Source organism: Micromonospora sp. NPDC093277 (genome assembly GCF_044765245.1).
Lineage (GTDB): Bacteria > Actinomycetota > Actinomycetes > Mycobacteriales > Micromonosporaceae > Micromonospora.
On record NZ_JBIWJO010000026.1, the window covers coordinates 1 to 21,570 of the forward strand.

Annotated in this window: 16 protein-coding genes; 12 read left to right on the forward strand and 4 right to left on the reverse strand. The window is 72.2% G+C overall.

The features are described 5' to 3' along the window. Positions 1-181 precede the first annotated feature (181 nt). Positions 182-4,162 (forward strand): type VII secretion protein EccCa, encoded by a 3,981-nt coding sequence (gene eccCa / locus ACIRG9_RS31050; RefSeq protein WP_402863923.1) that lies wholly within the window; start codon positions 182-184, stop codon positions 4,160-4,162. On the opposite strand, the gene ACIRG9_RS31055 is transcribed toward eccCa, so the two are convergent. The 4 genes from ACIRG9_RS31055 to ACIRG9_RS31070 form a co-directional block, all read right to left on the reverse strand. Beyond that, positions 4,144-4,875 (reverse strand): LuxR C-terminal-related transcriptional regulator, encoded by a 732-nt coding sequence (locus ACIRG9_RS31055; protein ID WP_402863926.1) that lies wholly within the window; start codon positions 4,873-4,875, stop codon positions 4,144-4,146. The two genes, eccCa and ACIRG9_RS31055, sit on opposite strands and share 19 nt — an antisense overlap. Positions 4,876-5,210: 335 nt before the next feature. Further along, positions 5,211-8,006, reverse strand: a complete 2,796-nt coding sequence (locus ACIRG9_RS31060) for an AAA family ATPase (protein WP_402863929.1) — start codon at positions 8,004-8,006, stop codon at positions 5,211-5,213. Positions 8,007-8,163: 157 nt separating this feature from the next. Then, a complete protein-coding gene (locus tag ACIRG9_RS31065; RefSeq protein WP_402863932.1) occupies positions 8,164-9,141 on the reverse strand; it encodes a phosphotriesterase in 978 nt (325 codons plus the stop codon). A gap of 169 nt (positions 9,142-9,310) precedes the next feature. Then, complete coding sequence (locus ACIRG9_RS31070) at positions 9,311-10,810, reverse strand: class I adenylate-forming enzyme family protein (RefSeq protein ID WP_402863935.1); 1,500 nt, start codon at positions 10,808-10,810, stop codon at positions 9,311-9,313. A 246-nt stretch (positions 10,811-11,056) separates the two neighbouring features. Here ACIRG9_RS31070 and ACIRG9_RS31075 point away from each other — a divergent pair, with 246 nt between their 5' ends. The 11 genes from ACIRG9_RS31075 (at position 11,057) to ACIRG9_RS31125 (ending at position 21,544) form a co-directional block, all read left to right on the forward strand. After that, positions 11,057-11,893, forward strand: coding sequence for a S1 family peptidase (locus ACIRG9_RS31075; RefSeq protein ID WP_402863938.1), 837 nt, complete (start codon positions 11,057-11,059; stop codon positions 11,891-11,893). A gap of 2 nt (positions 11,894-11,895) precedes the next feature. Beyond that, positions 11,896-12,963 carry a methyltransferase gene (locus ACIRG9_RS31080; protein ID WP_402863940.1) on the forward strand — a complete coding sequence of 356 codons (1,068 nt, stop codon included), beginning with the start codon at positions 11,896-11,898 and terminating at the stop codon, positions 12,961-12,963. Further along, a complete protein-coding gene (locus ACIRG9_RS31085; protein WP_402863943.1) occupies positions 12,960-14,222 on the forward strand; it encodes a beta-ketoacyl-[acyl-carrier-protein] synthase family protein in 1,263 nt (420 codons plus the stop codon). Before ACIRG9_RS31080 ends, ACIRG9_RS31085 begins: the two co-directional genes overlap by 4 nt. Before the next feature lie 121 nt (positions 14,223-14,343). Beyond that, positions 14,344-15,789: an NAD(P)/FAD-dependent oxidoreductase gene (locus tag ACIRG9_RS31090; RefSeq protein WP_402863946.1), complete on the forward strand. Its 1,446-nt coding sequence runs from the start codon at positions 14,344-14,346 to the stop codon at positions 15,787-15,789. Further along, entirely contained in the window at positions 15,786-16,409 is a 624-nt protein-coding gene (locus ACIRG9_RS31095; protein WP_402863949.1) for a nuclear transport factor 2 family protein, read from the forward strand. Before ACIRG9_RS31090 ends, ACIRG9_RS31095 begins: the two co-directional genes overlap by 4 nt. A 313-nt stretch (positions 16,410-16,722) precedes the next feature. Further along, complete coding sequence (locus ACIRG9_RS31100) at positions 16,723-17,298, forward strand: sigma-70 family RNA polymerase sigma factor (RefSeq protein ID WP_402863952.1); 576 nt, start codon at positions 16,723-16,725, stop codon at positions 17,296-17,298. Between the two features lie 180 nt (positions 17,299-17,478). Further along, entirely contained in the window at positions 17,479-17,796 is a 318-nt protein-coding gene (locus ACIRG9_RS31105) for a hypothetical protein (RefSeq protein WP_402863955.1), read from the forward strand. 110 nt (positions 17,797-17,906) lie between these two features. Further along, positions 17,907-19,298 (forward strand): cytochrome P450, encoded by a 1,392-nt coding sequence (locus ACIRG9_RS31110; protein WP_402863958.1) that lies wholly within the window; start codon positions 17,907-17,909, stop codon positions 19,296-19,298. An 85-nt stretch (positions 19,299-19,383) separates the two neighbouring features. After that, positions 19,384-20,139 carry an SDR family NAD(P)-dependent oxidoreductase gene (locus tag ACIRG9_RS31115; protein WP_402863961.1) on the forward strand — a complete coding sequence of 252 codons (756 nt, stop codon included), beginning with the start codon at positions 19,384-19,386 and terminating at the stop codon, positions 20,137-20,139. 188 nt (positions 20,140-20,327) lie between these two features. After that, entirely contained in the window at positions 20,328-21,017 is a 690-nt protein-coding gene (locus ACIRG9_RS31120; protein ID WP_402863964.1) for a winged helix-turn-helix domain-containing protein, read from the forward strand. A 71-nt stretch (positions 21,018-21,088) separates the two neighbouring features. Continuing rightward, entirely contained in the window at positions 21,089-21,544 is a 456-nt protein-coding gene (locus tag ACIRG9_RS31125) for a hypothetical protein (RefSeq protein WP_402863967.1), read from the forward strand. Positions 21,545-21,570 lie beyond the last annotated feature (26 nt).

The following is a 21,570-nucleotide window of genomic DNA, read 5'->3' on the forward strand; positions in this document are numbered from 1 at the left end:
TGCAAGGCCGACCCGCTGCCCAGCTCGTCGCCGGGTCCTTCCGCGCAGGCGCGCTTGCCGTCACCAACGTCCGGCCGGGTCGGTGGTTCACCACAATCTGTCCCGGCGCCTGATCCGACCCGACGTTCCCGCCGTTGTAGGTGTCGGTGAGGGCCGGCGGCGGCCCGGGAGGGACCTGTTCATGAGCACCGTGCTGTTCCGGCGCCCGGCCCGACGCTCCGGGCCTGAGCTGCCCACCGGCGACCTCAACCTCCAGGAGCCTCCGGAGCTGCCCGAGCCGCAGATGGGCGGCGCCCGGCAGGCGATGACGGCGTTGCCGATGGCCCTGATGGCTGCCGTCATGATGATCATGTTTTTGGGCAACTCGCGCGGGCCGATGACGTTCCTGATGGCCGGCATGATGATGGTGGCGATGGGCGGGATGGCCTTCGGCTACATGGCCTTCAGCGGGGCGGAGCGGAAGCAGCGCACGGGCGGGGATCGCCGCGACTACATGCGGTATCTGTCGCAGCATCGCAAGCGGGTCCGGCGCAGCGTCAGCCAGCAGCGCGACGCGAACACCTGGCGCCACCCCGACCCGGCGTCGCTGTGGTCGCTGGCGATGACGACCCGTCGATGGGAACGGCGGCCGACCCATCCCGACTTCCTCGAGGTACGCATCGGCACCGCCGAGCAGCGACTCGCGACGAAGATCGCCCCGCTGCAGACCAAGCCGGTCGAGGATCTCGAACCGCTGTCGGCCAAGTCGCTGCGGCGGTTCGTCCGCGCCTACGCGACCATCTCCGACCAGCCGGTCGCCCTGTTCCTGCGGGGCTTCAGCCAGATCCGGGTCGGCGGTGACCGCGCGCAGGCCCGGTCGTTCGTCCGCGCACTCGTCGCCCAGGTGGTCACCTTCCACGCTCCGGACGAGGTACGTATCGGGCTCTGCCTCGACGACGAGGGCGTGCGGGAGTGGGAGTGGATGAAGTGGCTGCCGCACGCGCAGCACCCCGGCGACCAGGACGCGGCCGGCGCGGCCCGGCTCGTCGCCGACACGGCGGAAGGATTGGAGAGCCTGCTCGGGGAGGGGTTCGCGGCCCGTACCCGGCACGAGTCCGACGCCACGGCCAGCCGCGAGGAACCGTTCGTGCTGATCGTCCGGGACGGCGGGCGGATCGGCAACGCGGCACGGCTGGCGACCTCGGGCTACCGCAACGCCCTGCTGGTCGACCTCGACGACGGTTCGGCCGCCGCGTCGCGCGGGATCCTCACCCTGCGACTCGACGGTGACGACCTCCACATGGTCCGGCGGGACCGGGTGGGCACCGAGGTACGCAGCCGGGTGGCCACGCCGGACCGGACCTCGACGGCACGGGCGGCCGCGATCGCCCGGGTCGTGTCGCCGTACCGGCTCAGCCTCGCCACGGAGACCGGCGCCGACTCCCTGAAGACCGACTTCGACCTGGGTAGCCTGCTGCAGATTCCGGACATCGCCCACCTCGACCTCGGCCGGCTCTGGTCCCCGCGCAGCCCGGCGGAGCGGTTGCGGGTCGCGATCGGCGTCGACGCCGAGGGCGTCCCCGTCGAGCTGGACATCAAGGAGTCCGCGCAGGGCGGGTCCGGACCCCACGGGATGCTGATCGGGGCCACCGGCTCCGGCAAGAGCGAACTGCTCCGTACGCTGGTCCTCGCATTGGCCACGACCCACTCCTCCGAGACCCTCAACTTCGTCCTGGTCGACTTCAAGGGAGGCGCCACCTTCCTCGGTCTCGACCGGCTGCCGCACACCTCCGCGCTGATCACCAACCTCGCCGACGAGGCCGCCCTGGTCGGTCGGATGCAGGACGCGCTGCACGGCGAGCTGGTCCGCCGGCAGGAGCTGCTCCGGCAGGCCGGCGGGTTCGCCTCGGTCCTGGAGTACGAGCGGGCGCGGGCCCAGGGCGAGCCGCTGGATCCGCTGCCCACCCTCTTCGTGGTCGTCGACGAGTTCAGCGAACTGCTGAACGCCCACCGCGAGTTCGTCGAGCTGTTCGTCATGATCGGACGGCTCGGCCGATCCCTCGGCGTCCACCTGCTCCTGGCCAGCCAGCGACTCGACGACGGCCGGATCGGACAGCTCGAGTCGCACCTGTCGTACCGGATCGGGCTGCGGACGTTCTCCGCCATCGAGTCGCGGGCGGTGATCGGCGTACCGGACGCCTACCAGCTGCCACCCGCTCCCGGGAACGGCTACCTGCGCACCGACGTCTCGACCATGATCCGCTTCCGCTCGGCGTACGTCTCCGGCACCTACCGGGAGGCCGGCGGCCGGGTACGGGCCGATGTCGTGCGCCGCCAGGTGATTCCGTACCGGCTGCTGCCGGTCGCGGCGCCGGACGCCCCGCCGGACCAGGACGTCGCGGTCGCCGACGAGCAGCCGTCGGGCCGGGAACGGACGGTGATGGCGGTGATGGTCGACCAACTCGTGGACCAGGGCCCACCGGCGCACCAGGTCTGGCTGCCCCCGCTGGACGACCCGCCGACCCTCGACCACCTGCTGCCCGCGCTGGTGCCGGATCCCGACCTCGGGCTGCGAGCCGTCGACTGGCCCGGCTCCGGCCGGTTGGCGGCACCGGTCGGGTTCGTCGACAAGCCTTTCGAGCAGCTGCGTGACCTGCTCGAGGTCGACCTCGCCGGCACGGGCGGGCACGTCGGCATCGCCGGCGGGCCGCGCAGCGGCAAGACCACCCTCCTGCGGACCCTGCTGTGCAGCCTGGCCCTCACCCACAGCCCCCGAGAGGTCCAGTTCTACCTGCTCGATTTCGGGGGCGGCGGCCTGGCGGCCATCGCCGACCTGCCCCACGTGGGAAGCATCGCCGGACGGCTCGACTCCGACCGGGTCAGCCGGACGGTGGCCGAGGTCAACAACCTGGTCACCGAGCGCGAGCGGCGGTTCGCCGCGCTCGGCGTCGACGGCATCGCCACGTACCGGGAGGGGCGCGCGGCCGGCGAATTCACCGACGACCCGTACGGGGACGTGTTCCTGGTGGTCGACGGCTGGTTCACCCTGCGACAGGAGTACGAGGCGGCCGAGTTGGTGATCCGCCAGCTGGCCGCGCGCGGGCTCAACTTCGGGGTGCACCTGATCCTCACCACGGCCCGGTGGTCGGAGCTGCACCACACGATGCGCGACCAGATCGGCACCCGGCTGGAGCTGCGGCTGGGCGACCCGGTCGACTCGGCGGTCGACCTCCGTCTCGCCGCCACGGTGCCGGCGTCGCCCGGACGTGGTCTCACCGAGAACAAGCTGCACTTCCTCGCCGCGTTGCCCCGGATCGACGGCTCACCCGACGGCGAGTCGGCGACCGAGGGCGCGCGGTCGCTGGCGACGCTGGTCGGCGAGTACTGGTCGGGCGACCGCGCGCCGACGGTGCGGACCCTGCCGGCGGTCCTGCCGGCGGCCGACCTGCCGCCGTCGCCGGCACCGCTGCGGCTGTGCCTGGGCATCGACGAGACCCGGATGGATCCGGTGTGGCACGACCTGTCCGAGCTGGCGCACCTGACCGTGCTCGGCGACGCCGGCAGCGGCAAGTCAAACCTGCTGCGGCACGTGGCGCACTGGGTCACCGACCGGTTCAGCCCGGACGACTCCCGGATCCTGGCCGTCGACTACCGCCGGGCGCTCTTCGACGACGTGCCGGAGGCCTACCGGCTCGGCTACGCGATCACGCCGGACACCACCCGCGCGGCGGTGCTGGATGCGGTCGCCGGGCTGCGCCGCCGGGAGCCGGACACCACCGTGACCCCGGAGCTGCTGCGTTCCGGCGGCTGGTGGGACGGGCCACGACTCTTCGTCCTGGTGGACGACTACGACATGCTCGCCGGCAACGACAGCCCGCTGTCGCCGCTGGTGCCGTTCCTCGCGCAGGGCGCCTACATCGGCCTGCACCTGGTGCTGACCCGCGGCGCCGCCAACGTGATGCGGATGTCGATGGACCAGTTGATCCGGAGGCTGGCCGAGACGAACGCGCCCGACGTGGTGCTCTCCTGCCCGCCCAGCGAGGGTCCGGTACTCGGCAACGTCAAGCCCCGCCTGCTGCCGCCCGGACGGGCGCTGCTGTGCACCCGGCGCGGCGGCACCCTCATCCAGACCCCGATGGTTCCCGCCGCCGCGGAGGCGGTGGGTCAGGCGACGCGGCCGTAGGTCGGGCCGCGACTGGGCGTACGCCCCCGGCCCGGTCCGGCCGCCGCACCGAGCGCGACCGGCCGGACCGGGGTCGGGCGCTCGGGCGACGCGCCGATCGCACCGGTACGCAGGGCGTAGGCCACGGCGTGGGTACGGTTGCGCAGGTCGAGCCGGCGGACGACGGCGTGGACGATGTTCTTGACGGTGCGTTCGGAGTAGTTGAGGCGTGCGGCGACGCCGGCGGTGTCGATCCCGTCGGCGAGCAGTTCGAGGACCCGCACCTCGCGGGCGCTGAATTCGGGTCGGGGTACGACGGGTTCGACCGTTGCCGGCTGCGCGCTCATCTCCTTCAGCAGCAGCCCGAGCACCGCGTCGGGCAGCCGGCCGCAGCCGGCGCAGGCTGCCACGATCGCGGCCACGATGGCATCGAATCCGCTCCGGGCCCGGGGCAGCAGCGCCATCAGCCCGAGCTGGGCGGCGGCGATCAGCCGGTCGCGGTGGATGTGCGCCGCGACGAGCACCACCGATCGCGGGCCGCCGGCGGCCCGGTTGCGACGCATGAGGTCGATCGTGGCGGTGGTGACGTCGTCGGCGATGACCAGCAACACGTCTGCCCGTCCGGGCGTCGCCGGGTCGCGGAGGCGGATCTGCGGGTACGCGGACAGGCACGCGACCGCACCCGCCTTCGTGACGGGATCGGTCGCACCGAGAATGACATCGACGACTTTCATCATCCCTCGTCAGGCTGGTGGTTTCCGGGTCGCCACCCACAACGCCGAAGTCCCGTCAACGGTTCATCGACGGCACCGCTGCCTTCCGGTTCTACGGCGCGCCGCCACGTCAAGTTCCGGGCCGCATCAATGCACCATCCTGCCCACCGGCCGAAGGGCTTCCGGATCACGCCACCCATCCACCTCAATGGGACCCCGTGCACCGACGCGAGCACCTGGCCGCCGCGATCGATATCTTCGACGGTCCGCTGCGCGACGATCCAGGGTTCGTCCCGGAGCGGACGAGGGTCCGCACGACCCTGGTGGAGTTGCCCGCGCCGGGACCGCGCGGGAGGTCAGGCTCCGGCCTCGTCGGGGCCGCGCAGGTCCCGCAGGGCGTCTCGGAGCGCGGCACGGGTGGTGACGTTCAGCTTGGGAAAGATGCGGTACAGGTGCGAGCTGACGGTCCGGGGCGACACGTGCATCCGGGTGCCGATCTCCTTGTTGCTCAACCCGGCGGCGGCCAACTCGGCGATCTGCCACTCCTGCGCCGTCAGCGGGTTGTCCGCCGGGACGGCGTCACGCTGCACCACGACCCCGGAGGCCCGCAGCTCCTGTTGGGCGCGGTCCCGCCACGGCAGGGCGCCGATGCGTTCGAAGGCGGACAGCGCCGCGAGGAGATGGTGGCGGGCCGCGACCGCGTTGCGGCGACGGCGCAGCCGCTCGCCGTAGCCGAGCTGCACCCGGGCGTGCTCGAAGGTCCAGCGCCGCGCCCCCGGCACCGCGAGGGCGGCCTCGAAACCGTCCTCCATCGTCTCGTCGTCCGCCGCGAACGCCTTCGCCCCGGCCACGAGCAGCGCCACACGAGACGAGATGCGGGCGATTCCCGCCTCGTCCGCGGCCCGCGCGTGGGCCCGGGCCGCGTCCCACCGGTCCGTGCGCACGGCGGCCTCGACCAGGTCCAGCACCATCCACATCGCGTGCGGGGTGTACGGGCGTAGCATGCCCGGCTGGCTGACCTCGCTCGCGCGGTGGAACGCGGCCTCCGCGTCACCCGCGGCGAGCGCCGCGAGGGTCGCCGTCTCGCCGACCATGGCGCGCAGCAACCCGACGTCGCGGGGTTCCTCCCACTGCCGGATCTGTTCGTGCAGGGCGGCCACGGTCGTGACGTCGCCGCGGACCGCGGCCGGGCACGCCATCAGGTAGCGGAACAGGGCCACGTAGAGCTGGTAGTCGTGGGTCTCGGCGAGCTCGAGTCCCTCGCGGGCCAGCGCCTCCGCCTCGTCCAGCCGGCCCCGCAGGAAGGCGTCGTGGGAGAGCGCGATGACAATGATCATCTGAGCGTCGATGGTGCCGCTCGCGTCGCGCATCGCGACCACCCGCCGCCACAGGTCCTCGTACTCGCCGGTCGCGTCGATATAGATGGCGGCGAAGCTGAGCCAGTTGATCCCCCACGGCCGCTCCCCCGGCGGCAGGTCACGCACCGCGGCGCCGAACCGGGCCCGCGCGAGGTATCCGGTACGGGCCGGATCGCCGACCGCCTCGTAGAGGAGCCGAGCATGGTCGGACGCGTCGTCGAGCGCGTCGAGGAACGGCCGCCACAGGTCGGGTCGGCCCTGCCAGTAGCAGATGATCAGCAACATGTAGAGCGCGTCGTCGAGCAGCGCCGCGAACGCCTCGTCCCGCGGTATCCGAGGGATCACCTCGGTGAGCAGCTGATAGGCGGTCGCGAAGTCGCCGGACTGGTAGACCGACAGGTAGGCGGCGGCCGTCGCGTTGAGCGCCACCTCCTCGATCATGTCCCCGCCGCGCCGCGCGGCCTGCAACAGGCGGTGGGCGGTGTCGAACTGCCCGGCCTTGCTGTACAGGAAGGCCGCCTCGGCCAGCCGGTGGCCACGGGCCGTCTCGTCGGCGCTGAGTTCGGCCGCCCGGGCGAGCAGCGCCGCCGCCTCGCCGGTGCCGCCGCGGGCCAACGCCCGGCGCGCGGCGTTCTCCAACTCGTCCGCGACGGCCGGGTCCGGGCCGGTCGCCGCGCCCGCCAGGTGCCACGCGCGCCGCTCCGGGTCGTCCGCGAGAGCAGTGGCCAACGCCGTGTGCGCCGCGTTCCGGCGGGCGGCCGGCATCGTCCGTACGATCGACGAGCGGACCAGGGGATGACGGAAACGCAGCTGCCCCCGACCGAAGTCGATGCTGATCAGCCCGGCCGAGACGGCTTCCGTCAGCCCGGCCTCGGCCCCTCCGGTGTCGAGCTGCGCGCCCCCCGCGACCACGGCCAGGTCGCCGGTGCTCTCGAGCGCCGCGAGTTCGAGCAGCCGGCGGGTCTGTTCCGGCAGCCGGCGGGTCCTATCCGCATAGAGCTCCTCGAGGCGCTGGCTCAGCGGAAACGGCTGTGGCAGTTCGGCGTGCCCCGACCGTTGCCGCGCGTCGAGCTGGCTCGGCAGCTCGACCAGGGCGAGGGGGTTACCGGCCGCTTCGACGAGGATCCGGCGGCGGGCCGGTGCGGCCAGCCGCGGATACCGCCGGTCGAGCAGCCGTCCCGCGGCCTGGCGGTCGAGCGGGCGCACGGTCACGTCGCGGCAGCCCGCGCTGTCGAAGGAGCTCGACCAGCCGCTGCGTACGGCACCGAGGAAGCTCACCTGGCTGCCGGCCAGCCGCCGGGCGATGAAACCCAGCGCCTGGGCGCTCGACGGGTCGACCCAGTGCAGATCGTCGAAGATCAGCAGCGTGTGCCGAGGACTCGGCACGGTGAGCAGGGCCAGCGCGGCCGCCGAGACCGTGAAGCGGTCCGGTGGGGTGCCGGTGGCGACGCCGAAGACGTGGTGCAGGACCTCTCGTTGCCCCGGTGGTAGCCGCTCGGCGTCGGGCAGCAGCGGGTGGAGCACCTGGTGCAGCCCGGCGAACACGAGCTCCGCCTCGGATTCGACGCCGGTGCCCCGAAGGAGCCGCCAGCCGGCGGTGACCGCGCGGGTGCCCACTGTGTCGATCAACAGGGTCTTGCCGACGCCGGGATCGCCGCGCAGCAGCACGGCCCGGCGTCCGGTGGCGGATGCCGACAGCAGTTCGCTCTCGATCGCGGAAAGTTCGGCCTTCCGGCCTAGCGGCTCGTCCCGCGGCGTCGCGAAATCGACCGGCATTTCGTCGTCCTGCACCATTCGCCCCCACGGTGCCGCTGCTGGGCATCAGCCTTGCGCGCAACGTCAGATCGCGTCAAGCGTAACCAGCGCGAAACATGTCGGACGGCTGTCCGTTTCGGACACGTACGGATGACGTAAGCCGAACTCGGGGTGAACGGACCTGACGGCGGCTCGGCTAGCCACCGAAGACGCGGCGCGGATTGCCCGCCATCATCTGGTCGATCTGACCGGCCGTCACACCGGCCGCGAGCAGCGCCGGCACGATCACCGCGCCGATGTGCTCGTAGTGCCAGTTGGGCACGGCCGCGGCGCGCACCGCGTCATGGTCGGCGCCGAAGTAGTCGATGAAACAGGAGGCGTCGTGCGACAGGACCATCCGGTCGGCGTACCCGCGGCAGGCCAGCGCCGCCACGGTGGCGACCCGGGACTCCTCCGCGTTGTACACGTCGAGACCGAAACGGTCCATGCCCAGCACCGCGCCACGATCCGCCAGCCCGACCAGATAGTCGAGGTCGTTGCTGTCCCCCGCATGGGCGATGATCACGTTCTGCAGGTCCACCCCCTCCGCGGCGAGCAGGTCCGCGGCGGTCGCCCCCGACCGTTCCCCGCCCGAGGTGTGCACCATGACCGGTACGCCGGTGCTCAGGTGGGCGCGCGCGACCGCGCGTACGATCCGCACGACGCCCAGCGTCGGGTGGGCCGTCGGCACGCAGCACTTGAGGAAGGCCGCCCGCACGCCCGTGCCGGCCACGCCCACCTCGATGTCGCGGACGAAGTCGTCGACCATCGGCTCAGGAATGTCGTGCAGCAGCCCCGGACCGCGGTAGGCGTAGTGGTGCGGCAGCTCCTCGTACGCGTAGATCCCGGTCGCCACGATGATGTGCAGGTCCACGAGGTCAGCGATGCGCTGCAGGCGGGGAATGTTCCGGCCCAGACCCCACACCGTCGGGTCGACGATGGTGGAGATCCCCGTGCGGGCCAGCGAGGACAGCCGCTGTACGGCCCGGTGAACCTGCTCCTCCTCGTCCCACCACACGTCGGCCCCGTGGTTGTCGACGTGCTCGGCCGACACGACGAAGACGTGTTCGTGCATAAGGGTGCGGCCGAGATGATGCACGTCGACCGGCCCCTTCACCGTCTCGACAGTGGGCATCCGTGCTCCCAACGGCGGCGCTCGCTCGTCCTGACCCGCTCATGGTCGCCCGCGCCCGGTTCGGCGGGCATCCGTCGTTTGACTGCGTCATGACTGCCCGACAGCCCCACCCCGCGGGCCGGCCCCACCCCGCGCGCCGACCCTGGTCCCGGCCTCGTCGGATTCGCCGTCACCAGCTGGTCTCGGTACGCAGCCGCGCCTTGAGCACCTTGCCGCCGGCGTTGCGCGGCAGCGGATCCGCCCGGACGGACACGTACTGCGGCACCTTGTAGTCGGCGATCCGCCCCCGTAGCCCGGCCAACACCTCCGGTACGTCGACCCGGGCACCAGGTGCGGCCACGAGCACCACGCCGACCTTCTCCCCCATCACCTCGTCGGGCACCCCGACCACCGCCGACTCCGCCACGCCCGGAGCACCGGCGAGGGCGTTCTCCACCTCCACGCAGTAGACGTTCTCCCCGCCGCGAATGATCACGTCCTTGATCCGGTCGACGATCCGTACCAGGCCGTCGGGCGCGATGCTGGCCAGGTCTCCGGTGTGCAGCCAACCACCGCGGAACGCGGCCGCCGTCTCGGCGGGCTTGTGCCAGTAGCCGGACACCACGCTGGGACCGCGTACCAGCAGTTCACCGACCCCGTCGGGGCCGGGATCGTCGACGCGCACGTCGCACACCGGCGCCGGGAACCCCACCGAGTCCGCGTACTGCCGCCACTCGTGGGGCAGGTAGGTGGCGAGGCTGGTCGCCTCGGTCAGCCCGAAACCGTTGCCGACCCGGGCCGCCGGGAACGCCGCCGCGATCCGGCCGACCATCTCGGGGGCGATCGGCGCTCCCCCGTACGCGGCGAGCCGCACCGAGGAGACGTCGGTGCGGGCGAACGTGTCGTGCTTCATCGCCAGCCAGTACATCGCCGGCACGGCGATCGAGACGTCGACGCGCTCGTCCTGCACCGCCCGCAGGAACAGATCCGGCCGGAACGCGGGCATCACCACCGCCGCACCCTGCTGGTAGGCCGCCAGCAGGAGTTGGCTGTTGCATCCCGTGGCGTGGAACAGTGGCACCGCGATCAGGGTACGGAACGGGGAGCCCACCGGCCCGAGTCGCATCACCCGACGGCAGCTTTCCAGGTTGGACAGCAGGTTGTCATGGGTGATCACAGCCCCCTTCGGAAAGCCCGTGGTGCCGCTGGTGTAGAAGAGCGCGGCCGGGTCCGCGCCGACGCGCCGGACCGGCTCCACCGGATCGCCGCTCGGCAGCGGGCACTCCGGCGTGAAGACATGGCGCGACCCGCTGTCGGCGATGACGTAGCCGGCCTCCTCGTCGGTGAACCGGGTGTTCACCGGCACGGCGACGGCACCGGCCAGCAGGGTGCCGTACAGGGCCAGCGCCCAGTCGATGCCGTTCGGCAGGCGGATCGCCACCCGGTCGCCGGGCCGTACTCCGGCGTCCCGTAGCCCGCCGGACACCTCGACCGCGGCCCGCCACAGCTGCCGGTAGGAGAGCCGCCGGTCGACGCCGGTCTCGACGAGCGCCTCCCGGTCGGGGGCGGCGTCGACGGCGCGCCGGAGCAGGTCCGTGATCGTGTCCGGTAGGTCCGCGTACCGTCGCGTACCGTCGGCGGCCGTCTCGATTCCCGCGGTGTCGAACGGTCTCACCAGCGCCCCGGTCATGCGCGCCTCCGGCCCAGATAGTGGCGTGAGTTGATGTGTCCACTGTGCGGGTTGCCATTCTGTTCGCGGTCATGGCTGGCCGGCATCAGCAATCTGACTGTGCGGTGACTGCTGGCGTGCCCACGATGCCCGCCGTGCCGGCTGATGCCCGCGATCGGCTGAACCGGACCGCCGCGGCCGTCGTTTGGGGGAGAAACAAGCTCCCGGACGGCTCGGTCCGGGAGACTCCCGACCGAGGGGACGACGATGAGAAGCCTCAGAACGGCCCGAGCACTCGCCACGGCGACGGCCCTGCTCGCCCTGCTGGGCACCGCCACACCCGCCACCGCCGGGCTCCCCCGCCAGTCCGGCGGCATCACGCCCAGCGTCGTCGGCGGGCACGACGCCACTCGCGCCTACCCGGCGATGGCCTCGCTGCAGGTCAGGTTGCCGGACAACACCTACACCCACGCGTGCGGCGCCAGCCTGGTACACCCGCGGTACGTCGTCACCGGCGCGCACTGCGTCACCGGGCCGGACGGCCGCGGACTGGAACCGGGCCTGTTCCAGCTGCGGATCGGGTCCGCCGACCGCACCAGCGGCGGCACGGTCGTCGCGGTCGCCGAGGTGCTTCCGCACCCCGAGTGGGACTGGGGTGCCGGCGGTGGACGGGTGGCGGACCTCGCACTGCTGCGGCTGGCCCGCCCGGTGTCACAGGTCCCGTTCCTCATCGCCCCCGTGGTGAACCGGACCGGAGCCGCCCGGATCATCGGCTGGGGTTCGGTCCAGCCCGACGCCGGCGGTTCGTATCCGATCCGGCTGCAGGAGCTCGACACCTCGGTCCTGCCCGCCGACGCGTGCGCCGGGGCCGGGATCGGCGAGGGTGACCTCTGCCTGGACAGTCCGGGCGGCGTCGCCGGCATCTGCATCGGCGACAGCGGTGGACCGGCGCTGCAGCAGATCGTGCCCGGCCTCTGGGCGGTCGTCGGGATCGCGAGTCGCGGATCGGGCAGCTACTGCGGGCAGAACCCGGCCGTGTTCACCGATCTGACCTACTACCAGCTCTGGGTCTACCAGGTGCTGCTGAGCGGCAGCGTGAGGTAGAGATGGTTCACACCACACCGAACCCCGGCAACCTGTCCCCCGCCCCACTGATGCAGCTCGCCACCGGCTTCTGGGCCTTCAAGACCTTCGCCGGAGCGGTCGAGCTGGAGCTGTTCACCCGGCTGGCGAACGGTCGTACGATCACCGTGCCGCAACTCTGCGCGGAGCTGGACATCGAGGAACGCCCCGCGGACCTGCTGCTGGCCGCGTGCGCCTCGCTCGGCCTGTTGCAGCGCTCCGGCGCCGGCTACCGCAACTCGCCGATCGCCGAGGAGTTCCTGGTGATCGGCAAGCCCTACTACTTCGGCGGCTTCGTACGCTTCTGCGACGAGCAGGAGTACCCGGCGTGGCAGCACGTGGTGCGGGCCATCCGGACCAACCGGCCCATCACCTGGGACCCGGACACCCAGGAATCGGTGTTCACCACCGTCGACCCGGTGATGCTCGGCCTGTTCTGGGACGCCATGCACTCCTTCTCCACGTTCACCGCCCGCACCCTCTGCGACCACTACGACTTCGGCAAGCAGAGCCGACTGCTGGACGTCGGTGGTGGCTCCGGAGCCTTCGCGATGGAGCTGTGCCGGCGCAATCCGCAGCTGACGGCCACCGTCTTCGACCTGCCACACGTACGTCAGCAGGCCGAGGCGAAGATCGCGGCGGCCGGCCTCGCCGACGTGGTCGACGTCGCGGTCGGCGACTTCACCGGCACCGCGCCGCTCCCGACCGGGTACGACATGATGCTGCTCAGCCACATCCTGCACGACTGGGACGATCGGACCGGCCGGGACCTCCTGGCCAAGTGCCATGCCGCCTTGGAACCGGGCGGAATCCTGGTGATCAGCGAGCTGATGCTCAACGCCGAGCGCACCGGACCGCCGGCGGCCGCGCTGATGGGCATGAACATGCTGGTCGAGACAAGGGGCGGCAAGAACTACTCGGAGACCGAGTACCAGACCTGGCTCGCCGAGGCCGGCTTCGCGCGCAGTGAACTGGTCCGCTTCGAGGCGGCCGGGGCCAACGGTGTGGTCGTCGCGCACAAGGCGACCGTCGAGCTGGGAGCCGGGTCGTGACCGGCCGGCGTCGGGTCGTGGTGACCGGGCTCGGCGCGGTCACCCCGCTCGGCAGCGACCTCGACGCCCAGTTCGACGCCCTGCTGAACGGCCGCACCGGGGTACGGCCGATCAGCCGGTTCGACACCCTCCGCTGCACGGTGAAGACGGCCGGCGAGATCACCGACTTCGACCCGGCGGCCCACCGCATCGCCGGCCGGGACCTGCGTGTCCTCGACCGTTATCAGCGGTACGCGGTGGCCGCCGCCCAGCACGCCATCGCCGACGCGGGCCTCGACCTGCCGGAGAACGACATCGTCTCCCGCCGCAGGAGCGAGCGGCGCTTCGACCGCTTCGGCGCGGCGGTGGGGGTGGCCTTCTCCAGCACCGAGGTGCTGGCGGTGCAGTTCGCCCAGCTCGCCGCGAAGGGCAGCCGAGGCGTCTCGCCCCGGCTGTTCAACATGGCGCTGCCCAATGCGGCCACGTCGCTGCTGTCGGTGCGCTTCGGGCTGGCCGGTCCGCTGGTCACCGTCAGCGGCGCCTCCGCCTCCGGATCCGACTCCCTCATCGCCGCGTACGAGAAGATCCGGTACGGCAGGGCCGAGGTGATGCTGGCCGGCGGCGCCGAATCGCCGGTCACCGACATCATCGTCTCCGGTTTCGCCCAGAACCACACGGGGTCGGCCGCGGGCGCGTGCCGGCCGTTCGACCGCGACCGGGACGGCACGATCCTGGGTGAGGGAGCGGCCGTCCTGGTGCTGGAGGAGCGGGAGCACGCCCGAGCCAGGGGCGCACGGATCCACGGCGAGGTCCTCGGCTACGGGCTGCGCGGCGACGCCTACGACATGAGCGACATCCCGCCCCAGGACGCTCCCGGCATGACGGCGTGCCTGCTGGAAGCCTTGGCCGACGCCGGGGTCCGCCCGGACGAGGTCGACTACGTCAACGTGCACGGCACCGCCACCAAGTCCAACGACCCGGCCGAGGCCACCGCCCTGCGCAAGGTGTTCGGGGCACATGTCGACGAGGTACGGGTCAGCGGCGTCAAGGGCGCGACGGGACACATGCTCGGCGGTTCCGGCGCGTTCGAGGCGCTCGTCGCGCTGCTGGCCGCCCGGGACGACCGGGTGCCGCCGACGCACGGACTGCGGGACCCGGACCAGGACTGCGAGCTGCACCACGTGATCGGCACCGGCGTCGCGACCCCGGTCCGCCACGCCATCTCCACCAGCGTCGGAATGGGTGGCAACAACTCGGCCATCGTGCTGCGCGGGGCGTGAGCCGAGGACAGGCCAGGACCGACCGTTCCGCCCGCTTCGCGCGGCGGCGGTCGTCCTGGCCCCCCTTCCGGCTCGCCGTGACGCCGCTCCGGCGAGCCGGTCATCGAGAAGGGAAGAAGAGATGGACGAACACGTTGACGTACTGGTGATCGGCGGCGGTCCGGCGGGCTCCACCGCAGCCGCGCTGCTGGCCCGATCGGGGCTGCGGGTACGACTGCTGGAACGGGACCGCTTCCCCCGGTACCACATCGGAGAGTCGCTGGCGCCGTCCTCGTTCGCGATCCTCGAGCTGGCCGGCGCGCGCGAGGCCGTGGACGCCCACGGCTTCCTGGACAAGTACGGCGCCCGGTTCACCTGGACCAAGGACGAGTGGGTGGTCAGCTGGGGCGAGTCGGTCGGCCCGGAGGCGCGGTCCTGGCAGGTGGACCGCGGCGAGTTCGACGAGCTGCTGCTGCGCAACGCGGCCCGGCAGGGCGTCGAGGTGATCGAGGCGGCCACCGTCCGGCGGGTGCTGTTCGACCACGACCGGGCGGTGGGTGCGGTCTGGAGCAGCGGCGGCCGGACCCGGACCACCGGGTTCACCTTCCTGGTGGACGCCTCGGGTCGCTCCGGAGTGCTCAGCGCCCAACTGTTCCACAACCGCCGGCGCAACCCGGAGTTCGAGAACATCGCCGTGTGGGGTTACTGGACCCGCGCCCGGATCCCACCGGGAGCCCCGCCCGGTGCGCTGAACGCCGTCGCGACACCGGACGGATGGTGGTGGGCCATTCCCCTGGCCGGCGACCGGCTCAGCCTCGGTCACGTCACCCACCGCGACGTCTTCCGCGGCCGACGCCCGGAGTTCGGCTCGCTGGGCGACTACTACCTGAACCGACTCGCCGCCTGCGAGCAGGTGAGCTGGATGGTGGAACCGGCTACGCTCGTCTCGGACATCCGAGCCGAGCAGGACTACTCGTACGTCGCGGACCGGTTCTGCGGCCCCGGCTACGTCCTCGTCGGGGACGCCGCCTGTTTCCTCGACCCGCTGCTGTCCACCGGGGTCCACCTGGCCCAGTACAGCGCGCTGCTGGCCGCCGCCGCGATCGGTTCGACGCTGCGCGGCGAGGTGGTCGAGGACGAGGCCGGCAGCTTCTTCGAGCACGCCTACCGGCGCGCCTACTGCCGGCTGCTGGTGCTGACCACCCGGCTGTACCGATCGTACGACGGCCAGCAGAACTACTTCTGGCAGGCGCAACGGCTGCTGGACGCCGACCGGCCGGACGCCGCGCCGCTGCGCGACTTCGCCGAGATCATCACCGGCCGGACCGACCTGCGCGAGGCGCAGCGGCTGGACCACCGGCTGCTGACCGACACGCTGATCCACGAAGCCGAGAGCGCGCAGGACGAGGCCCGCCGGCACCGCGCGCCCGGCGTGCCGGGGGTCGACTTCACGCCGGTCCGGGAGATCGCGCCCGGCCCGGAGTCGGCCATCGACGGGCTGTACGTCGTCACCACGCCCCGGATCGGGCTGCGCCGGCTGGCGGTGGACGCGCCCGTGCCCGCCGGCGCGACCGCCCCGCCGGCATGACCGCCGGACCGGCCCGGAGCGCCTCGCCCCCGTTCGCGGGCGTGGTCGCCAACACGCAGCTCGTGCTGCGCGAGCGCGAGGCACGCGACCGCGGCTGGTGGGAACTGGCACGGGACTGCTTCCACCCCGACAGCACGGTGGCGATCAGTTGGTTCTCCGGATCCGGCCCGGACTTCGTGGCGGCGTCCCGACGATTGACCGCGGCCGGCGAGAACACCACCCACCGGCTCGGTCCGCCGGTGGTGCACCTGGGCGGTGCGCGGGCCGTGGTCGTCCTGCCGATGACCCTGAACTCGCGTCCGGTCGTCGACGGGGTCGACGTGACGGTGGGCGTCCGGCTGCTCTACCGCACCGAGCGCCGGCGCGGCCGGTGGCGGATCAGCGCGATGTCGGCGATCTACGAACGCGACGCGCTGGCACCGGCCGTACCCGGGAGGTCGGTGCCGATCGCGCCGGGCGACCTCGCCGGATACCGCCCGAGTTACCGGATGCTCAGCTGGTCCTTCGCCCGCCAGGGCATTCCGGTGGACCAGGACCTGCTCGGCGACGACCAGCCGGAGCGGGTCGCCGCGGCGTACCGCGACGCATTCCTCTGGGCGGGCGTCCCGGCACCGGCCTGACGGCGCCGGGACGCCGGAGTGGTGAGCCCGAGTTCGGTCGAAGAGCGCTCGTGCCCGGCCGGGGCACCCGGAAATCGGGTGACCCGGCCGGCGGCCGCGTCGCGCGCAGGAACGACTCCATACGGACATCAGTCAATTGCTGAGCGATGGCCTAGTCACTTGACGGATGAGTGCCACGAAGCGCGGCGGCGACCATTACCGCAGGAAAACTGGCGGCCACCAGAGCCGAACGGCCTGCGGGCCGGTGACGGGCTGTCAGTCGCGATGGACGGTCGGTGCCACGCCCCACGTGGCCAGCTAAAGGAGGACTGAGGTGAACCTCACCGCTTACGCCCAGGCCGGTTCCGACCGGCGCACCGACGTCCGCGTGGCCGCCGACGCGTCGCCCGCGGTCGCCTCCGAAGCGCGCATGCGGGAGCTGCACGACGTGCACGCCGCGCCGCTACGTCGCTTCCTGCTCCGGCTCACCCTCGGCAATCACGACGGGGCCGAGGAACTGCTCCAGGAGACTCTGCTGCGCGCCTGGCGCAACCTCGACCGCCTCCCCACCGACACCGAGTCCGTACGCAGATGGTTGTTCACCGTCGCCCGGCACCTCGCCATCGACGCGGCCCGCAGTCGCAAGCGGCGGCCCACCGAGGTCACCACGGTCGACCTCAACCACCTCGCGGCGACGCGCGAGCACACCGAGACGGTCATCGCCGTCCACACGATCCGCGGCGCGTTGCCCAAGCTCGCCCTGCACCACCGCGCGGTGCTGGTCGTGCTCTACTACCGCGGCTTCTCCACCGCCGAGGCCGCCGCAGCCCTCGGCATCCCCGAGGGCACCGTGAAGTCGCGCGCCCACCACGCGCTACGCGCGCTGCGCGCCCTCGTCGACGGCGACTGAGGCGACGGGGGTGGGATCCGGCCTGGACCGACCCCACCCGGTTCACCGTTCTCGCGTAGTTGCCGCCGGTGCAGAGCTTGACCGCTCCGGTGCCGACGCTGGGGGCGGAGGCCGACGACACGGTCGCACCGATGAGGGCGGTCGACACGACGCCCGCCGTCGATCGAGAGGAGCACCGGAATGAGAGCGTCCATCATCGCGAGCGTGCGTGCCGAGGCGCTGTTCGTCTCGGATCTCCAGCCGTCGGAACACCCGACGCCGAAGCAGGTCCGCGCCGCGGTGCTGGGCAGCGTCGACCGGCACCGCGCCGCCGGCTGCGCCGCGATGGTGGCGCAGGAGTACGGCGAGCACCCGGTCGAGGCGGTGGCGCGGATGCGTTGGGCCACCGCGGCCGTCCACGACGCCTACCCCGCGGTCGGCCGCTGGACCGTGTGGCCGCGCACCCGGACGCTGCCCGCCCCGCTGTCCCGCCGGCGCCCGGCGCCGGAAGCACGGTGACGCACCCGCCGCGGCAGGGCGAACCTCCCGCGCGTCGACCGGACCGGTGAACCGTCGCGCCCGCACGCCGTAGTCGTCAGGTGAGGAGCGCCAACTGGAGGAAGCGAGACATGCCCACATCGGAGAACGCGCCCGCGGCACCGGCCCCGATCCCCCCGCCCGGGCCGAAGGGCTGGTCCGTGGTCGGGGACCTGCCCGCGATCTGGCGGCAGGGAATGGTGCCGTTCTTCGAGCGGTGCTGGCGGCAGCACGGTGACGTGTTCCGGTTCGACGCCGGCCAGAACGCCGTCGTGGTGGCGCATCCCGAGGGGATCAAGCGGATACTGGCGACCCGGCGCGACAACTACGTCAAGGGCCGCAGCTTCGACGGACTGCGCCGAGTCCTCGGCGACGGTCTCATCACACTCGAGGGCGAGCAGTGGCGGGCGCGGCGCACGATCGTGCAGCCGGCCTTCCACCGGACCGCGCTGGGCGGGATCACCGACGCGATGGTGGAGAGCGGACGGCGCTACTTCGACGGCCTGCGCGACCGGCTCGACCCGGGCGGATGGTCGTCGATCGACGCCTACCGGGAGATGGTCTCGCTGACCCTGGACGTGGTGGTCACGGCCCTGTTCGGCCGGGACCTGGGTCCGGCGGCGGAGGTGTCGGGCGACGGGTTCGGCAAGGCGCTGGAGCTGGTCAGCGAGCGCACCAACGGGATCGTGTTGCCGGAGTGGCTGCCGACGCCCCGCAATCTGCGGTTCCACCGCACCCTCCGGCAGCTCGACGCCGCCGTGTACCGGGTGATCGACGCAGGTCGCCGACGTGGCGCGGACGCCGAGCGCACCCTGCTCGCCATGCTGCTGTCCGCCCGCGACGAAGACACCGGCGCGCCCCTCTCCGACCGGGAGATTCGCGACGAGGTCTTCACCCTGTTCGTGGCGGGACACGAGACAACCGCGCTGACCCTCACCTGGCTGTTCACGCTGCTCGACGGCCGCCCCGAGGTGCTGGCCGCGATGCGCGCGGAGGTCGACGACGTGCTCGAGGGCCGGGATCCCGACTACTCGGACGTCCCCCGTCTCGGGTACCTGCGCAAGGTCGTCGACGAGACGCTCCGGCTACGGGGCCCGGTCGTCATGACCGCCCGCACCGCGCTGGCCGACGACGAGATCCTCGGCTTCTCGATCAAGCGCGACGACCTGGTGATGCCCTACTTCTGGGGCGCGCACCGCCACCGCCGGTTCTGGTCCGACCCGGAACGGTTCGACCCGGAGCGATTCGACCCCGATCGCGGCAAGGACCGCCACCCATGGTCGTACCTGCCCTTCTCGGGCGGTCAGCGGATGTGCATCGGAGCGACCTTCTCCCTGGTGGAATCGGTGGTCCTGCTCGCGCAGCTGCTCAACCGGTTCGAGCTGCGCACCGTGCCGGGGCAGGACATCGGCTTCAACATGCTCACCACGCTGCGACCGGCGTCGCCGGTCCGGATCGAGCTACGCCCCCGAGGAACGTCGTGACCGACCCCCGGGCTCGCCGCCTCGTCTGACGGTTCTTCCATACCGACCTCAAGCAACATCTCGCACCCAGGAAAGGGGAAGTGACATGGGCGTGCACGGAAAGACGGCCATCGTGGCCGGTGGCACTCAGGGAATCGGCTACACGATCGCCGCGGAGCTGGCGACTGCGGGAGCCAACGTCGTCCTGGTCGGCCGGCGCGAGGACGTGCTGGCCGAGGCGGTCAAGGCGATCGGCCCGGCCGCCAGCGGCGTGGCCGGCGACGTGGCGGATCCGGCGACCGCCGAGCGGGCGGTCGACCGGGCGGTGAGCGAGTACGGCGGCGTGGACCTGCTGGTGTGCAGTGCCGCCGAATCCGCCCTCGGTCACGTCCTGGAACAACCACTCGACCAGGTCGAACGCATGCTGGCGGTCAACGTACTCGGCACCGTCTCGTTCGTTCGCGCCGCCGCGCCGATGTTGGCGAACCGTCCCGGAGCCGCCGTACTCGTGGTCTCCGCGGCGTCCGCGCGGATGCCCGTCCCCGGGTTGGGTGCCTTCAGCGCGACCAAGGCGGCGCTGAATCATCTCGTCGCGACCTGGGCGGTGGAACTCGCCCCGCGGGGAATCCGGGTCAACGCGATCAGCCCCGGCGCCACCGCGACGCAGAAGCTCCAGGCCGCGGCCGACGCCGTTCCCGGCCTGCTGGACACGATCCTCAAGACGAGCCTGATCAAGCGGCTGGCGACCGTGGAGGAGATCGCCGCTCCGGCGCTGATGCTGCTCGACAGCGAGCAGAGCGGTTTCGTGACCGGGGCGGTGTGGGACGTCGACGGCGGCTACGAGCGCGACCACACCTCGTAGGTGCGAGCCGGAGGCGGACAGGGTCTGAACCACCGCCGGCCGCGCCTCGTCGAGGGCGTGCACGACAACGATCGGAGGCCCGAGTCATGGTGGAGACCGGCATCGCCCGCCCGTCGTGGCCACGGTCCGGCGCCGCTCGGCACGACCCACGGATACCCGCGCGGGACGTCCCCCGGTCCTATGCGGGGGTGGAACTGCAGTTGGCCACCGGCCTGACCCGGCTGCACCCGGGGTCGGCGGCCCTGCTCAGTGGCCAGCAGGCCGCCGTGCTGGCCGTGCTGATCGCAGCTCGCGGCACACCGCTACGTCGGGAGGCCATCACCGCCGCCATGCCGCCCGGGTATCGTCCCCCCACCGCTGCCCAGATCGGCGTGGTGATCTCGCACATCCGCAGGAAGATCGGTGCCGCGCGCATCCTCACCGGGACAGGCGGATGGTGGCTGCAGGATCCCGCCCGGGTCGCGCTCCCCGGTGACCGCGTCGTCTCCCACGGAGATCTGCGCCTCGACCTCGAACACAAGTACGTGCACGACGGGTCGACCCCGGGCATCCGGCTCGGGCCGCAGGAGTTCGCCGTGCTGCGCGTCCTGGTCGAGGCGCGGGGCGCGCCGCGGAGCGCACGACAGATCTGGTCGGCGTCGCGACCGCCCCGACGGCCCGCCACGGTCGACACGGTGCGCGTGATCATTCACCGTCTCAGACAACGCCTCGGCCGCCACCGGATCATCACCGGCCGAGGCGGCTGGCGGCTGGCAGACCCAGCGAGCGTACGGCCGCTGGCCATCCCGTGGCCCGGTGTGCCCGTTCCACGCGATCCGGCTCGGCGGACGGGAGTCGACGCCGGCGCTGGTCGCAGGCGGCGGCGCGCCGCGGCATGACGAGCAGGCAAGGGCGCCTGGTGACCGACAGGGTGACACCTGTCCGCTTGACACCGGACAAGGGAGTAAAGATGTTCTCGACCATCATCAGGCGACGACTGCGGGCCGCCTGCGCCGCGCTCTCCGCAGGCGACCCCGGGCCGCTGCAGCGACTGCTGCGACGCCGGTTCCACCTCTGCGCGCTCGGGATCGGCGACGACGTCGTCGTGGAGACCACCGACGGGCTGCACCACTGGTTGCGTAGGCTGCTGCGGACCGTCGCGGGCGCCGCACTGCGCTGCGAGGCCATCGCCGTGCAGGGGCCGATCTGGTCGGCGGTGGTCGCCTGCCACCTCGTCGTATGCCGTCCGGCGAATGTCGACAGACCATCGCCCGATCGGTACGCGCTGTTCCTCAGCTGGCAGTGGACCGGCGTACGCAACGCCCTGCTGATGCCCGGTCAGTCGAACATCGGCGCCGCACTCGCCCTGCTCGCCGCCACGGAGGCCGAGCAGAAGTCGGTCCGGCCGCAAGAAGGTCACGCGTGACGATCCCGCGACGGTCGGTTGTGTTG

Excerpts from the sequence above, each read along its gene's own strand:
- ACIRG9_RS31060 (WP_402863929.1), bottom strand. The coding sequence starts at position 8,006 with ATGGTGCAGGACGACGAAATGCCGGTCGATTTCGCGACGCCGCGGGAC.
- ACIRG9_RS31065 (WP_402863932.1), bottom strand. The coding sequence starts at position 9,141 with ATGCCCACTGTCGAGACGGTGAAGGGGCCGGTCGACGTGCATCATCTC.
- ACIRG9_RS31110 (WP_402863958.1), top strand. The coding sequence starts at position 17,907 with ATGCCCACATCGGAGAACGCGCCCGCGGCACCGGCCCCGATCCCCCCG.
- ACIRG9_RS31080 (WP_402863940.1), top strand. The coding sequence starts at position 11,896 with ATGGTTCACACCACACCGAACCCCGGCAACCTGTCCCCCGCCCCACTG.
- ACIRG9_RS31070 (WP_402863935.1), bottom strand. The coding sequence starts at position 10,810 with ATGACCGGGGCGCTGGTGAGACCGTTCGACACCGCGGGAATCGAGACG.
- ACIRG9_RS31095 (WP_402863949.1), top strand. The coding sequence starts at position 15,786 with ATGACCGCCGGACCGGCCCGGAGCGCCTCGCCCCCGTTCGCGGGCGTG.
- ACIRG9_RS31125 (WP_402863967.1), top strand. The coding sequence starts at position 21,089 with ATGTTCTCGACCATCATCAGGCGACGACTGCGGGCCGCCTGCGCCGCG.
- ACIRG9_RS31090 (WP_402863946.1), top strand. The coding sequence starts at position 14,344 with ATGGACGAACACGTTGACGTACTGGTGATCGGCGGCGGTCCGGCGGGC.
- ACIRG9_RS31105 (WP_402863955.1), top strand. The coding sequence starts at position 17,479 with ATGAGAGCGTCCATCATCGCGAGCGTGCGTGCCGAGGCGCTGTTCGTC.
- ACIRG9_RS31055 (WP_402863926.1), bottom strand. The coding sequence starts at position 4,875 with ATGAAAGTCGTCGATGTCATTCTCGGTGCGACCGATCCCGTCACGAAG.
- ACIRG9_RS31115 (WP_402863961.1), top strand. The coding sequence starts at position 19,384 with ATGGGCGTGCACGGAAAGACGGCCATCGTGGCCGGTGGCACTCAGGGA.
- eccCa (WP_402863923.1), top strand. The coding sequence starts at position 182 with ATGAGCACCGTGCTGTTCCGGCGCCCGGCCCGACGCTCCGGGCCTGAG.
- ACIRG9_RS31075 (WP_402863938.1), top strand. The coding sequence starts at position 11,057 with ATGAGAAGCCTCAGAACGGCCCGAGCACTCGCCACGGCGACGGCCCTG.